The sequence below is a fragment of the Parviterribacter multiflagellatus genome, from assembly GCF_056863265.1.
This window is the reverse complement of sequence record NZ_JBXPIZ010000004.1, coordinates 33,906-46,284: the sequence shown is the minus strand read 5'-3', so window position 1 is coordinate 46,284 and position 12,379 is coordinate 33,906. Positions and strand designations below refer to the sequence as shown.

Here is a 12,379-nt window from a genome sequence, read left to right as displayed (position 1 = left end):
CCTTCCGAGGCTATCGACGCCCACCCGCGCGGGCGATCCGGGTTCGAGCCGCTTGTTCAGGCCGCCGCGCGCACGAACGCCGCGCCGGCGATGGTCGGCGGCGGGACCGGCTCGCCGTCCTTGCGCAGCTCGTCGATGTAGATCGCGATGCCCTCACGCATGAGCTGGAGGCACTCCTCATACGTGTTCGCCGTCGCCACGCACCCGGGCAGGTCGGGCGCATAGGCGCCGAAGTTCGTCGCCTCGTCACCCTCGACGACGACCAGGTACTCCTCGGGTCCTGCGGTCATGAGCGTCTCCATAGGCCAGCCTGACGAAGGATGCTGCGCTCGAGGCCAGGCGGCAAGTCGTCGCTGGGCTTGCCGGCGATCACCACGATGCCGCTCTTCCTCGCGTGCTTGTAGATCCGGTGGCTTCCGGTGGTTCGGACGTGGCACCACCCGTCTCGCTCCACCATACGGATGATCTCCCTGACCTTCACACCGCGGTCTCCGCGCGGTCGGCGACGGTCGAGCGGCGGCGGCGATGGGCGAGGGCGCCGCTTGGGATCGCGCAGACGAGGAGGGCGAGGCCGAGCCAGGCCAGGACGGGTGTGGCCTGTGGGGCCGGGGCGGCGGTCGGGCGCGGGGTCGAGGCCGGGACGGGGAGCGGTGCGGGCGCCGGGCGCCCGGGGGCGGCGGGCTGCGGGGCGCGGCCGAGCGGGACGGCCGGTGTGGGCGCCGGCGTGCGGGCGAGGAGGCCGAGCGGGTCGACGTAGCCGTGCCGGTGGCCGCGGCGGCGGGCGCCGAGGTGGACGGGACGCGCGCCGGCGACGCCGATCGGCATCCCGCGCGCGGCGTGGGTGCCGCGCGCGACACGGGTCGACGCCAGCTCGAGGACCGTGGCCGCGTGGGCGCCGCACGCGATCGTGACCCCGCGACCGTGCGCGGGGACGCGGCCGGCGAACGTCACGCGGCCGGCGCACGGGGCGACGACCGTCTGGCCGGTGCGCGCGGCGAGGTCGACGCCGCGGTGGCGGCCGCCCGCGTAGGGCGTCGCGCGCGAGAAGTCGAAGCGCCGCACCACCTCCCCCTCCACCGGCGGGGTCCAGGCGCCGGCAGCGGGGGAGGCGGCGACGAGGCAGAGCACGGCGGCCGCCGCCGCCCACAGGGGGGAGGAGAGGCGGCGGCGACCGGGGCGTGCGCTGCGTGTCAGGCCCGACACGCGGGCCATCCTGCGCGCTGGAGCGCCGCTCGTGGGCGGTTGCGCGTGGATTGGCACACCCCCTCCGCAGAGACGTGGCACCCTGCCGCAGATGAGCGCCGCTTCCGCCGCCGCACAGCCGCCCCAGCGCGTCTGCCCGCGCTGCTCGACCGTCGCGCGGACGGTCGATCCGCACTGCCCCTACTGCGGCACCTCGTACCGGCGCCGGTCGCCGCTCGGCGCGATCGTCGCGGCCGTGCTCGTCACCGCGGTCGTGGTGCTCGCGGGGGTCGGGGCGATGCTCGTCGTGGCCGGCGGCGAGCTCGACACGCGGATCGACGACCAGGTCGACGTCGTGCAGCGCGACTTCGACCGGAGCGTCGCGGAGCTCGAGGAGCGGATCGAGAACGAGCTCGACGAGCGCCTGCCCGCGACCGGTGCGACGGGAGGCTGACTAGGCGCCGGGGGTCTTGAGGGCGCGGTACAGCGTGTTGGCGGGGACGCCGGTCAGCTCCGCGACGACCTGCGCGGCGGGGCGCGCCTTCGCGCCCGCCTCGACCAGCCGCGCGAGCGCGTCGACCGCCGGGCCCTCCGCCGCGGCCTCGCCGGAGGCGCCCCCGACGACGACCACGATCTCCCCGCGCGGCTCCTCCTCCGCGTAGCGGGCGGCGAGCGACGCCGCGTCCCCGCGGACGACCTCCTCGTGGACCTTCGTCAGCTCCCGGCAGACCGCGACCGGCCGGGCGCCGTCGACGGCGGCGAGGGAGGCGAGCGACGCGGCGAGACGGCGCGGGGACTCGAAGGCCACCACGGTCTCGACCGACTTCCAGACGTCCGCGAGCGCGCCCGCCTTCCGCGGGAGGAACCCGACGAACCGCCACGACTCCGCCGGCAGCGCCGAGGCCACCAGCGCGGCCAACGCCGCCGACGGGCCGGGCAGCACCTCGACCGGCACGCCCGCCGCGACGGCGCCGGTGACCAGGACGTGGCCCGGGTCGCTCACCAGCGGCATCCCCGCGTCGCTCACCAGCGCCACGACCGCGCCGTCGGCCATCCGCGCGACCAGCTCCGCCGTCCGCGCCCGTTCGTTGTGCTCGTGGTAGGACACCAGCGACGCGCTCACCCCGTACCGGTCCAGCAGCACCCGCGTCCGCCGCGTGTCCTCGCAGGCCACCACGTCGGCCTCGCGCAGCGCCGCGAGCACGCGCAGCGTCACGTCCTCCAGGTTCCCGATCGGCGTCGGGCAGACGACGAGGCGGCCGCTCACGACGCGACCGGCGGCGACGACGCGGCCAGGCCGTCGAGTGCGAGGAGCGCCGCGCCGAGCATCCCTGACTCCTCGCCGAACCGCGCGGCCACGACGCGCGCGTCCGCGGCCATCGGCGGGTTCGCGCGGCGCCGGACCTCCTCGCGCGCCGGCTCGAGCAGCAGGTCGCCCGCCGCGATCACGCCGCCGCCGACCACGACGACGGACGGGTTGAGGATGTTCGCGATGTTCGCGATGCCGACCCCGAGCCGCATCCCGATCAGCGCCACGACGTCGCGCGCGGCGGCGTCCCCGTCGTGCGCGAGCTCGGTGCACAGCTGGCCGGTGATCTCCCGGCCTGCGGCCAGCGCGCGGCCCAGGCCGGAATCCGGAACCGCCGCCGCGACCCGCAGCGCCTCGCGGCCGAGCGCGTTGCCCGACGCCAGCGCCTCGAGGCAGCCGACGTTGCCGCACGGGCACGGCGGCCCGTCGAGGTCGACGACCATGTGCCCGAGCTCCCCCGCGCCGCCGCGCGCGCCGTGCGCGATCGTCCCGCGGATCATCAGCGCGCCGCCGATCCCGGTGCCGAGCGTGAGCATCGCGGCCTCGTCGTGCCCCTGCGCGGCCCCGGCCCGCTGCTCGACGAGCAGCGCGACGTTGGCGTCGTTGTCGACCCACACCGGCAGCCCGAGCCGCTCGGCCATCAGGTCGCGGAACGGCAGGTCGTAGAGCGGGAAGTGGTTCGTCCACATCACGCGGCCGCGCGTGTGGTCGATGAGCGAGGGGATGCCGAAGCCGACGCCCAGCACCGGGCCCTCGGCGGCGTCGCGCAGCTCGTTCACCGCGCCGACGAGCGTCTCGAGGACCTGCTTCTCGTCGTGCCCACGCGCCCAGCGGTGAGCGCGGTGGTGCACCGTCAGACCCTGATCGACCACCCCACCCAGGAGCTTGGTCCCTCCCAGGTCGACGCCGATCACACAGCCCGCGGGCATCGCGCTGCCACCATACAACGCTCGCCATGAGCGGCCCCGAGCCTCCCAAGTACACGAAGTACCGCACACGGCCCTCGCTCGGCCGGCGCAAGAAGGACCCCGTCGCCGAGGGAGGCGCGCCCCCGCGCGGCGACGAGGCGCGGCCGGCGCCGGACCTGCACCCCGACGGGCCGCAGCCCGCCCCGCACATCCCCTACGAGCCCCAGCGACCAAGCCGGCGGCGCCTGTTCCGCAAGAAGCCGATCACGAAGTGGCGCGTCGTCCGCTGGATCCTCGGCGCGATCGCGGCCTGGCTCCTCTTCAGCCTCGTCGTCTTCCTCGTCAGCGCGCAGATCCAGCAGGGCCAGGTCTCCGACGAGACCGAGGCGGCGCTGGCGGGCGGCGGGCTGCCGGTCGGCTCGCCCACGAACATCCTCGTCCTCGGCTCCGACCAGCGGCCCGAGGGCACGAAGGAGGCCGGGGCGAGCACGAGCGGCCCGAGCCGCAGCGACTCGATCATGCTCATGCGCGTCGGCGGCGGCGCGAACAGCCGCCTCTCGATCGCCCGCGACACGCTCGTCGACATCCCCGGTCACGGCGTCCAGAAGATCAACGCCGCGTACGCGTTCGGCGGCGCCGCGCTGGCGATCCAGACCGTCAGCCAGTACACGGGCATCGAGATCAACCACGTGATCGAGGTGAGCTTCAGCGAGTTCCCGGAGCTGATCGACGCGATGGGCGGCATCAACTACAAGGGCTCGTGCGTCGTCGCGAAGGTCAACGGCGGCTACAAGAACGGCGGCGTGACCGTGCGCATCCCGGCGGGCAAGAAGACGCACCTCAACGGCAAGCAGGCGCTCGCGCTCTCGCGCGTCCGCAAGAACGACTGCAACCCACGGGAGAACGACCTCAGCCGCGCCCGCCGCCAGCAGCGCATCATCGGCGCGATGCGCTCGCGCGTGCTGTCGCCGCAGGGCTTCGTGCGGCTCCCGTTCATCAGCTGGGAGGTGCCGAAGACGTTCAAGACCGACATGAGCGGCCCGACGCTGCTGGCCGTGTTCGGCAGCCTCGCGGTGGGCGGCACCCCGGAGACGAACGTGCTCGGCACGCTCGACGGCAACGTGCCGGAGGACCGCAAGCAGCGGGCGGTCCAGAAGTTCCTCGACGGTTAGCGCAAGTTCTCGCGCCGCCCCGCGTTCCCGCTCTCAGACTTCCCGAGAGACGGGCAAGGGGCAACCACGAGGCGGGCGGCTTGGGAGAGCCGCCCGCTCCGTGACTAGTCCGACTTCGCGGAGGACGTCGAGGAGCTCGACGACGCGTCGCCCGAGGAGGACGACGAGCCGGAGTCGCTCGACGAGGACGAGCCCGAATCGCTCGAAGACGACGCGGCCTTCTCGCGGTTGCGCTTGCGCGTCCCGTAGTCCGTGTTGTGGAAGCCGGAGCCCTTGAAGTGGATGGCCGGAGCGGACAGCACCCGCTCGACCGGAACACCCGTCTCGGGGTCCTGGGTCAGCGGTTCGTCGCTGAACTTCTGCATGACCTCGAAGGTCGAGCCGTCCGGCCGTCGGTACTCGTAGATCGGCATCGCGACGCAGCAGTCTACGATCACCCATCGATGCCCAGCACCGATGTCGTGACCATGGACAAGATCGTGGCGCTCTGCAAGCGCCGCGGCTTCATCTTCCCGAGCTCGGAGATCTACGGCGGTCTGGGCTCGACCTACGACTACGGCCACTACGGCGTTCTCCTCAAGACGAACGTCAAGAACGAGTGGTGGCGGACCCTCCTGCAGGAGCGCGACGACGTCGTCGCCCTCGATTCCGCGATCCTGCAGCACCCGCGCGTGTGGGAGGCCTCAGGCCACCTCGCCGGGTTCACGGACCCGCTCGTCGACTGCAAGGTCTGCAAGCAGCGCTTCCGCGCCGACCACGTGGACCCGGACGAGATCTGCCCCAAGAAGGCGAACCTCCCCAAGACGGAGGACCGGCGGCACGAGTTCACCGAGGTCCGCCAGTTCAACCTGATGTTCGAGACGACCGTCGGGCCGGTGAAGGAGACGGGCTCGCAGGCCTACCTGCGCCCCGAGACGGCCCAGGGCATCTTCATCAACTTCAAGAACGTCCTGCAGTTCTCGCGCAAGAAGCCGCCGTTCGGCATCGCGCAGGTCGGCAAGTCGTTCCGCAACGAGATCACGCCCGGCAACTTCATCTTCCGCACGCGCGAGTTCGAGCAGATGGAGATGGAGTTCTTCGTCCCGCCGAGCGAGTCGCCGCAGTGGTACGAGTACTGGAAGGAGCAGCGCTTCAACTGGTACACGGGCCTCGGCATCCGCCCGGACCACCTGCAGATGCGCGAGCACGAGCAGGACGAGCTGAGCCACTACTCGTCCGGCACCGCGGACGTCGAGTACCTCTTCCCGATCGGCTGGTCGGAGCTCGAGGGCGTCGCGAACCGCACCGACTTCGACCTCAAGAAGCACACCGAGTACTCCGGCGAGAAGCTCGAGTACTTCGACGGGCAGACCGGTGAGCGCTACGTCCCGCACGTGATCGAGCCGGCCGCCGGCGCGGACCGCGCGACGCTCGCGTTCCTCGTCGACGCGTACGACGAGGAGGAGGTCGGCGGCGAGTCGCGGACGGTGCTCAAGCTCCACCCGCGCCTGTCGCCGATCAAGGCCGCGATCCTGCCGCTGGTCAAGAAGGACGGCCAGCCCGAGGTGGCGCGCGAGATCCAGTCGCTGCTGCGCGGCCGCATGTTCGTCGAGTACGACGAGGGCGGCTCGATCGGCAAGCGCTACCGCCGCCAGGACGAGATCGGCACGCCGTGGTGCGTGACGGTCGACCACCAGACACTGGAGGACCGGACGGTGACGGTGCGCGACCGCGACTCGCTCGCGCAGGACCGCATCGCGATCGACGAGCTCGCGGACGAGCTGACGCGGCGCCTCAACGCGCCGTGGACCACGCCGAAGCTGTCCTCGTAAGTCGACTGGCCGCCCGGCCAGGGCGGGTGTACGGTGGCGTTCATGACCGCGAACGCCACCGTGCCGGTCATCCCGGCGTCCACCGAGCAGATCACGTACCCCGATCTCTACGCCCGGTGGGAGCGGGGCAACTGGCGGGCGACGGAGATCGACCTGACACAGGACCGGGTCGACTGGCACGAGCGGATGACGCCGGAGCAGCGGCGCGCCGCGTCGTGGATGTTCACGCTCTTCTTCCACGGCGAGGACACCGTCGCCGACACGCTCGGGCCGTACATCGACGCGGCGCCGCTGGAGGAGCAGAAGGAGTTCATCACCACCCAGCAGGTGGACGAGACCCGGCACGCGATCCTCTTCAAGCGGTTCTTCGAGGAGGTCGTGGGCGTCGGCGACGGCACGGTCGGCGGGACGCTCGCGGCGACCGCGCCCGACCTGTCGTGGGGCCACCGGCAGGTGTTCGGCCATCTGGAGGACATGGCCAAGCAGCTGCGCGACGCCCCGCGCGACCGGAAGCTGCTGGCCAAGGGCGTGACGCTCTACCACATCGTCATCGAGGGCGGCCTGGCCCAGCCCGGCCAGCACATCCTCGAGGAGAAGCTGGCGGAGCTGGACGTGCTCCCCGGCTTCCGCGCGGGGCTGCGCAACGTCGCGCTCGACGAGCAGCGCCACATCGCGTTCGGCGTGCGCCTGCTCGCCGACCTGTACCGCGAGGACCCGCAGGGCATCCAGGACGCGATCCTGGAGGAGTACCGCTACGTGCTCCCGCTGACCACCGCGGTCGCCGAGCTGCCCGGCTGGGACGAGACGTACACGACCGCACTGGGCTACGAGCTCGCCGACCTCTACACGTACGGCGCGCAGATGCAGGAGGCGCGGCTGCGGTCGATCGGGCTGCCGATCGACGACATCCCGGGGTTCCCGTTCGACCTGTCGCTGGCGCCGCGCGAGCGGGCCGAGGTCGGCCTGCGGTTCCTGCGCGCCGGCTACATCGGCCCGCGCCGCAACTACCGCGGGCCGGACCCCGTGGCGACCGAGCTGCTGTTCGAGGAGGTCCGCCGCTCCGCGCGCGTCGGCGCGGTGAAGCCGGGGACGACCGTGCAGTGGGAGTTCGGCGACCACGAGCCGTGGCACCTGGTGGTGGACGGCGCGGCCGCGCGGGTGGCGGCGGGGCCGGTGCCCGGCGGGGCGCGGCCGTCGGTGCGCCTGCGCTACGCGTCGTTCGACGACTGGGTGGACCTGAGCGCCGGCCGCGCCGACCCGGCCCGGCTGCTGCTGCGGCGGCGGCTGCGCCCCAGCGGCGACCCGCGCGTGCTGCTCAGGCTCGGTCGCCTGTTCCCCACATAGGCTCGCCGGTGTCGCCCGCCGGCATCTCCGAGAGGCGGCCGGCGGTCGGCGTGGAGAGCAGGCCGTTGACGATCACGTCGATGCCGAGGTGGAACCGCTCGTGGCCGTCGCCGCGGACCAGCGCGGGTCCCAGGCGGGCGACGGTCGGGAACCGCGCCGGATCGATGCCGAGGAACCGCTGGTGGACGCGCTCGTGCTCCTCGGCGTACCTCGCCTTGTCGCCCTCCTTGCGCGTGTAGAGCGTCTGCTCGTAGGCGATCGACGTCACGTACATCGAGAGGATGTCGCCCGCGTACGCCGCGCCCTGGTCGCGGGCGCCACCGGCTTCGAGGAGCGAGAGGATCGACTCGGTGACGCGCATGACGTTGTCGCCGACCGGGATGCGCGCCATCGCGAGCCGCGCCATGCCCGGGTAGCGCTCGGACATCACGCGCGCCATCCGCTCGCACAGGTCGTGGAGCTGCTCGCGCCAGCGGCGCGGGTCGGTGGGCTCGACGTCGATCTCGGCCGCCGCCGCCTCGAACATCAGCTCCTCGAGCGCCTCGCGGTTGGCCACGTAGACGTAGAGCGAGGCGGGCCCGGTGTCGAGCTCCTGGGCGAGGCGCCGCATCGTCACGGCCTCGACGCCCTCCGCGCGGGCGATGTCGAGCGCCGTGGCGACGATCGCCTCGCGGGTGAGCGGGGGCTTGGCGGGACGGTCGCGGCGAGAGCGCGGCGAGGTGGCCATCGCCCGGAGTCTAGTTGACACGAACGCTGTTCGTTGCGTACGGTGTTCGTCACGAACGCTGTTCGTAACGAACGACGTTCGCTCGCCGATCACCTGACCGGAGACCACCACGCGATGACCACCACCGCTGCCGACTCCCACCCCGCCCCCGCGGCCCCGTCCGCCGATGGACCCGACACGCCCGCCCACCGCTGGCGCTGGCTGATCCTCGCGATCGTCCTGACCGCCGAGATCATGGACCTGCTCGACAGCACGATCATCACCATCGCCGCGCCGGTCATCCGCGCCGACCTGGGCGGCGGTGCGTCGGCGATGCAGTGGTGGGCGGCGGCCTACACGCTCGCGTTCGGCGTGCTGCTGATCATCGGCGGCCGGCTCGGCGACGCGTTCGGGCGGCGGCGGATGTTCCTGCTCGGCATGAGCGGCTTCACCGCCGCGTCCGCGGCGTGCGCGCTCGCGCCGACGCCCGAGTCGCTGATCGCGCTGCGCGCCGGGCAGGGCGCGTTCGGCGCGCTGCTCATCCCGCAGGGCCTCGGCATCATCAAGCACGTCTTCCCGCCGAAGGAGCTCGGCGGCGCGTTCGCGGCGTTCGGCCCGGCGATGGGTCTCGCCGCGGTCGGCGGGCCGATCCTCGGCGGCTGGCTGGCGGGCGCCGACCTGCTCGGCACCGAGTGGCGGATGATCTTCCTCATCAATGTCCCGGTCGGCATCGCCGGCCTGCTGCTCGCCGCGCGGTTCGTTCCGGAGTCGAAGGCGCCCACGCCGGTGAAGCTCGACTGGCGCGGCGTCCTGCTGATCGGCGCCGCGTCGCTGTGCCTGATCTACCCGCTGGTGCAGGGCCGCGAGGCCGGCTGGCCCGCGTGGGCGTTCGTGCTGCTCGCCGCCGGCGTCGCCCTGCTCGCGCTCTTCGCGCTGGTGGAGCGCAGCGGGCGCGGCACGCCGCTGATCGAGCCGAGCCTCCTGCGCAACCGCGCGTTCCGCGGCGGCCTGCTCTTCGGCATCGTGTTCTTCGCCGGCTTCACGGGCGTGATGCTCGTCGTGTCGCTGTTCCTCCAGCTCGGCCTCGGGTTCTCCGCCGAGCACGCCGGCCTGACGTTCGCGCCGATGTCGCTCGGCGCCGCGATCGGCGCAGGCGCCTCGTACCCGCTGATGGGCCGGTACGGGCGGCGCGTCCTCCACGGCGGCCTGCTCCTCGCGATCGCGGGCCTGCTCGTCAGCGGGCTGGTGATCGCGCACAACGGCACCGACACGACGACGTGGCAGCTCGCGGGCCCGCTGCTGGCCTTCGGCATCGGCAACGGCTTCGTGTTCGGCCCGTTCTTCAACGTCGTGCTCGCCGGCGTCGACGAGCACGAGGTCGGCTCGGCGTCCGGCACGTTGACGGCGATCCAGCAGCTCGGCGGCGCCGCGGGCATCGCGGTGCTGGCGACGATCTTCTTCTCGCTGCTCGACCACGGGCACGCGTCGCCCGCGGCGGCGGAGCGGACGGTCGTCGTCGCGGCGGCGCTGCTCGCGGCCGCGGCGGCGCTCGCGTTCCTCCTCCCGCGCGAGGCGCGGATGGACGACGCCCACTGAACCGGAGAAGAAAAGAACACGCACCAGTTTCCGGCATGTAGGCTCGCGCACCCACACGCCTCCAAGGAGGGAGCTGCGATGTACGAGGTCGTCATCAGCAACGGGTCGGCGCTGCCGTTGGGCACGTCGCGCGGGGACACCATCCGTCCCGGCGCGACGTGGAGCAGCGGCGTCATCGGCAACGCGTACGTCCACACGCCGTACTTCGGGCCGCTGTCGTTCCTCGACATCGGCGACGCGCACCTCGACGGCGACTCCGGCGAGACGTGGGGCTGCCTGATCACCTACCAGGGCGCGAACATGGTCGGCCGCTACGAGGGCGGCGGCCGGCTGCACGTCGCGATCGACGCCTACCTGCAGGCGGTGCTCAGCGGCATGACGCTGCGCGCGGTGGCGCTGTCGCCGCTCCTCGAAGGCGAGACGGCGGCGTCATGAACGTCGAGCACGTGCCGACGACCGGCCGCGGCCGCGGCTTCGTCCGTCTCGCCGCCACGAACGAGGTGGTCGAGCTCGAGTACGGCGTCCACGACGGCGACGCGATCTTCGAGGGCGACATCGTGCTGGGGCGGGCGGAGGAGCTCGCGGCGTCCACGCCCGACGCGCCGCACGAGTACACGATCCTCGCGCGGCACGAGGACGGACGCGTCGAGGCCAGCATGATCGTCGGCGCGGGCTACCGGTGGACCGACAACGTCATCCCGTACGAGATCGCGTCGGACCTCCCCGGCCAGGACCGCGTCCACGACGCCCTCGGCGTCTGGGAGAGCCTGACCCCGCTGCGGTTCCCGCGCCGCACGACGGAGCCGAACTTCGTCGTCTTCGCCCGGATCCCGGAGGGGTGCAAGAGCAAGATCGGCAAGCAGGGCGGCAAGCAGACGATCTCGCTCGCCGACAACTGCACGGAGGGCAACGTGATCCACGAGATCGGGCACACGGTCGGGCTCGTGCACGAGCACTCGCGCTGGGATCGCGACACCTACGTCGACGTCGACCTCGCGAACCTCGCGCCGGAGCACAAGGACAAGGAGCCGGACTTCGCCAGGTACGGGCAGATGGTGGCGACGATGGCGGGCCCGTACGACTACGGCTCGGTGATGCACTACCCCCGCGACGCGTTCGCGAAGCCGCACACCGCGACGATCGTCCCGAAGGACCCGAGCGCCGTCATCGGCCAGCGCAGCCACCTGTCGGCGGGCGACGTCGCCGCGGTCAGCCAGCTCGCCTGGGTCGGGCTGCGGTCGTACGCCGCGTCGGAGCTGGCGCTCGACCTCGCCGGCGGCTCCGCGACGCCGGGCACGCGGATCCTCCTGTTCCAGCACGACGAGGCCAAGCGCAACCAGAAGTGGCAGCTCGTGGACAACCACGCCGGCAGCTACGCGATCCACAGCAACGTCCCGGGCGCGTGCATCGCCTCCGACGGTCCGGGCGCCGCCGTCGTCGCGCAGCGGTACAGCGCGACGGACCCGAGCCAACGCTGGGCCCTCGTCGAGACGCGCGTCGGCGTCTTCGAGATCGTCCATCGGCCGACCGGCATGCTGCTGACGGCCGAGCCGACGTGGTCCGACTCCGGGCCGTACCTGAAGACGCGGGACTCGAGCCTCGGGACGAAGCAGTGGTGGTGGCTCGCGAAGGTGGACCAGCCGTAGCGCGCTACGCCGCGTCGAGGAGCGGCCGCAGCGTCTGCACGCCGAGCGCGATCGCGGCCGACCAGTCGCGGTCGGGCTCGGTGACCATCCGCATCGCCATGCCGTCGGCGATCGCGAAGAGCACGTCGGCGACGTCGGTGGGCTCCGCCGCGAGGCGGAGCACGCCCTCGTCGCGCTTGCTCTCCAGCACCGACGCGAGCTGGTCGCGCGTGCGGCGCTGCAGCTCGACGTACTCGGCGGCCAGCTCGGGGTTGCGGCGGCCGAGCGTGAAGAGCTCGAAGAGGAGCGTCAGCAGGTCGGGGTCCGCCGAGACGATGTGCTGCAGCTCGGCGATCAGGAGCGCGAGCACGTCGTCGGGCGTGCGCGCCGGCGCGAGGTGCTCGTCGAGCATCGCCATCCGCAGCGCGCAGTCGCGCCGCACGACCTCGACCAGCAGCCGCTCCTTCGTGCCGAAGTAGTAGTGCAGCAGCCCGCGCGAGACGCCCGCCTCGCGCGCGACGTGGTCGAACGTCGAGCCGGCGACGCCGCGCGACGCGACCGACCGCCGCATCGCCTGCACGATGCGCTCGGCCTTCTCGCCCTGCAGCGAGCGCGTGGTGGGTGCGGCCGCGGCCTCCATCGGACCCGACAGCCTAGACCTCGCTTCGGCCCGAGAACGACGAAGGGCGCCCGCAGGCGCCCTTCGATCATCCGGCTGGTATGGCG

At 72.7% G+C, this 12,379-nt stretch carries 15 protein-coding genes; 7 read left to right on the top strand and 8 right to left on the bottom strand.

The annotated features are described in order from the left end of the window. Window positions 1-56 precede the first annotated feature (56 nt). Genes AC1UE5_RS09570 through AC1UE5_RS09560 form a run of 3 tightly spaced genes read right to left on the bottom strand, consistent with a single transcriptional unit; the run spans window position 57 to window position 1,203 of the window. On the bottom strand, window positions 57-290 hold the full coding sequence (locus tag AC1UE5_RS09570) for a type II toxin-antitoxin system HicB family antitoxin (protein WP_482922556.1): 234 nt from the start codon (window positions 288-290) through the stop codon (window positions 57-59). Then, window positions 287-481: a type II toxin-antitoxin system HicA family toxin gene (locus AC1UE5_RS09565; RefSeq protein ID WP_482922554.1), complete on the bottom strand. Its 195-nt coding sequence runs from the start codon at window positions 479-481 to the stop codon at window positions 287-289. The genes AC1UE5_RS09570 and AC1UE5_RS09565 overlap by 4 nt, the downstream gene beginning before the upstream one ends. After that, a complete protein-coding gene (locus AC1UE5_RS09560) occupies window positions 478-1,203 on the bottom strand; it encodes a murein hydrolase activator EnvC family protein (protein WP_482922552.1) in 726 nt (241 codons plus the stop codon). The genes AC1UE5_RS09565 and AC1UE5_RS09560 overlap by 4 nt, the downstream gene beginning before the upstream one ends. 91 nt (window positions 1,204-1,294) lie before the next feature. On the opposite strand from AC1UE5_RS09560, the gene AC1UE5_RS09555 reads away from it, so the two are divergent. Continuing rightward, the gene (locus AC1UE5_RS09555; protein ID WP_482922550.1) at window positions 1,295-1,636 is read left to right on the top strand and encodes a hypothetical protein; all 342 of its coding nucleotides are present in this window, start codon (window positions 1,295-1,297) and stop codon (window positions 1,634-1,636) included. Here AC1UE5_RS09555 and rsmI read toward each other — a convergent pair whose 3' ends face one another. Both rsmI and AC1UE5_RS09545 read right to left on the bottom strand, forming a co-directional pair. Then, window positions 1,637-2,449, bottom strand: coding sequence for a 16S rRNA (cytidine(1402)-2'-O)-methyltransferase (gene rsmI / locus AC1UE5_RS09550; protein WP_482922548.1), 813 nt, complete (start codon window positions 2,447-2,449; stop codon window positions 1,637-1,639). Further along, window positions 2,446-3,420: an ROK family protein gene (locus tag AC1UE5_RS09545; RefSeq protein WP_482922546.1), complete on the bottom strand. Its 975-nt coding sequence runs from the start codon at window positions 3,418-3,420 to the stop codon at window positions 2,446-2,448. Before AC1UE5_RS09545 ends, rsmI begins: the two co-directional genes overlap by 4 nt. A 26-nt stretch (window positions 3,421-3,446) precedes the next feature. On the opposite strand from AC1UE5_RS09545, the gene AC1UE5_RS09540 reads away from it, so the two are divergent. Beyond that, complete coding sequence (locus AC1UE5_RS09540) at window positions 3,447-4,571, top strand: LCP family protein (protein WP_482922544.1); 1,125 nt, start codon at window positions 3,447-3,449, stop codon at window positions 4,569-4,571. Between the two features lie 104 nt (window positions 4,572-4,675). Here the strand turns inward: AC1UE5_RS09540 and AC1UE5_RS09535 are convergent, their stop codons facing one another. Then, complete coding sequence (locus AC1UE5_RS09535; protein WP_482922542.1) at window positions 4,676-4,984, bottom strand: FmdB family zinc ribbon protein; 309 nt, start codon at window positions 4,982-4,984, stop codon at window positions 4,676-4,678. Between the two features lie 30 nt (window positions 4,985-5,014). On the opposite strand from AC1UE5_RS09535, the gene AC1UE5_RS09530 reads away from it, so the two are divergent. Beyond that, entirely contained in the window at window positions 5,015-6,382 is a 1,368-nt protein-coding gene (locus AC1UE5_RS09530) for a glycine--tRNA ligase (RefSeq protein ID WP_482922540.1), read from the top strand. Window positions 6,383-6,424: 42 nt separating this feature from the next. Next, on the top strand, window positions 6,425-7,726 hold the full coding sequence (locus AC1UE5_RS09525; RefSeq protein ID WP_482922538.1) for a ribonucleotide-diphosphate reductase subunit beta: 1,302 nt from the start codon (window positions 6,425-6,427) through the stop codon (window positions 7,724-7,726). On the opposite strand, the gene AC1UE5_RS09520 is transcribed toward AC1UE5_RS09525, so the two are convergent. Further along, window positions 7,698-8,453 carry a TetR/AcrR family transcriptional regulator gene (locus AC1UE5_RS09520; RefSeq protein ID WP_482922536.1) on the bottom strand — a complete coding sequence of 252 codons (756 nt, stop codon included), beginning with the start codon at window positions 8,451-8,453 and terminating at the stop codon, window positions 7,698-7,700. The two genes, AC1UE5_RS09525 and AC1UE5_RS09520, sit on opposite strands and share 29 nt — an antisense overlap. Window positions 8,454-8,567: 114 nt before the next feature. On the opposite strand from AC1UE5_RS09520, the gene AC1UE5_RS09515 reads away from it, so the two are divergent. From AC1UE5_RS09515 to AC1UE5_RS09505, 3 genes are all read left to right on the top strand, one after another. After that, complete coding sequence (locus tag AC1UE5_RS09515; RefSeq protein WP_482922534.1) at window positions 8,568-10,028, top strand: MFS transporter; 1,461 nt, start codon at window positions 8,568-8,570, stop codon at window positions 10,026-10,028. 78 nt (window positions 10,029-10,106) lie between these two features. Further along, complete coding sequence (locus AC1UE5_RS09510; RefSeq protein WP_482922532.1) at window positions 10,107-10,463, top strand: hypothetical protein; 357 nt, start codon at window positions 10,107-10,109, stop codon at window positions 10,461-10,463. Next, window positions 10,460-11,674: a M12 family metallopeptidase gene (locus AC1UE5_RS09505; protein ID WP_482922530.1), complete on the top strand. Its 1,215-nt coding sequence runs from the start codon at window positions 10,460-10,462 to the stop codon at window positions 11,672-11,674. The genes AC1UE5_RS09510 and AC1UE5_RS09505 overlap by 4 nt, the downstream gene beginning before the upstream one ends. Before the next feature lie 4 nt (window positions 11,675-11,678). On the opposite strand, the gene AC1UE5_RS09500 is transcribed toward AC1UE5_RS09505, so the two are convergent. Beyond that, the gene (locus tag AC1UE5_RS09500) at window positions 11,679-12,293 is read right to left on the bottom strand and encodes a TetR/AcrR family transcriptional regulator (protein WP_482922528.1); all 615 of its coding nucleotides are present in this window, start codon (window positions 12,291-12,293) and stop codon (window positions 11,679-11,681) included. Between the last annotated feature and the right edge of the window lie 86 nt (window positions 12,294-12,379).

Excerpts from the sequence above, each read along its gene's own strand:
- AC1UE5_RS09570 (WP_482922556.1), bottom strand. The coding sequence starts at position 290 with ATGACCGCAGGACCCGAGGAGTACCTGGTCGTCGTCGAGGGTGACGAG.
- AC1UE5_RS09555 (WP_482922550.1), top strand. The coding sequence starts at position 1,295 with ATGAGCGCCGCTTCCGCCGCCGCACAGCCGCCCCAGCGCGTCTGCCCG.
- AC1UE5_RS09545 (WP_482922546.1), bottom strand. The coding sequence starts at position 3,420 with ATGCCCGCGGGCTGTGTGATCGGCGTCGACCTGGGAGGGACCAAGCTC.
- AC1UE5_RS09540 (WP_482922544.1), top strand. The coding sequence starts at position 3,447 with ATGAGCGGCCCCGAGCCTCCCAAGTACACGAAGTACCGCACACGGCCC.
- AC1UE5_RS09535 (WP_482922542.1), bottom strand. The coding sequence starts at position 4,984 with ATGCCGATCTACGAGTACCGACGGCCGGACGGCTCGACCTTCGAGGTC.
- AC1UE5_RS09530 (WP_482922540.1), top strand. The coding sequence starts at position 5,015 with ATGCCCAGCACCGATGTCGTGACCATGGACAAGATCGTGGCGCTCTGC.
- AC1UE5_RS09525 (WP_482922538.1), top strand. The coding sequence starts at position 6,425 with ATGACCGCGAACGCCACCGTGCCGGTCATCCCGGCGTCCACCGAGCAG.
- AC1UE5_RS09520 (WP_482922536.1), bottom strand. The coding sequence starts at position 8,453 with ATGGCCACCTCGCCGCGCTCTCGCCGCGACCGTCCCGCCAAGCCCCCG.
- AC1UE5_RS09515 (WP_482922534.1), top strand. The coding sequence starts at position 8,568 with ATGACCACCACCGCTGCCGACTCCCACCCCGCCCCCGCGGCCCCGTCC.
- AC1UE5_RS09510 (WP_482922532.1), top strand. The coding sequence starts at position 10,107 with ATGTACGAGGTCGTCATCAGCAACGGGTCGGCGCTGCCGTTGGGCACG.
- AC1UE5_RS09505 (WP_482922530.1), top strand. The coding sequence starts at position 10,460 with ATGAACGTCGAGCACGTGCCGACGACCGGCCGCGGCCGCGGCTTCGTC.
- AC1UE5_RS09500 (WP_482922528.1), bottom strand. The coding sequence starts at position 12,293 with ATGGAGGCCGCGGCCGCACCCACCACGCGCTCGCTGCAGGGCGAGAAG.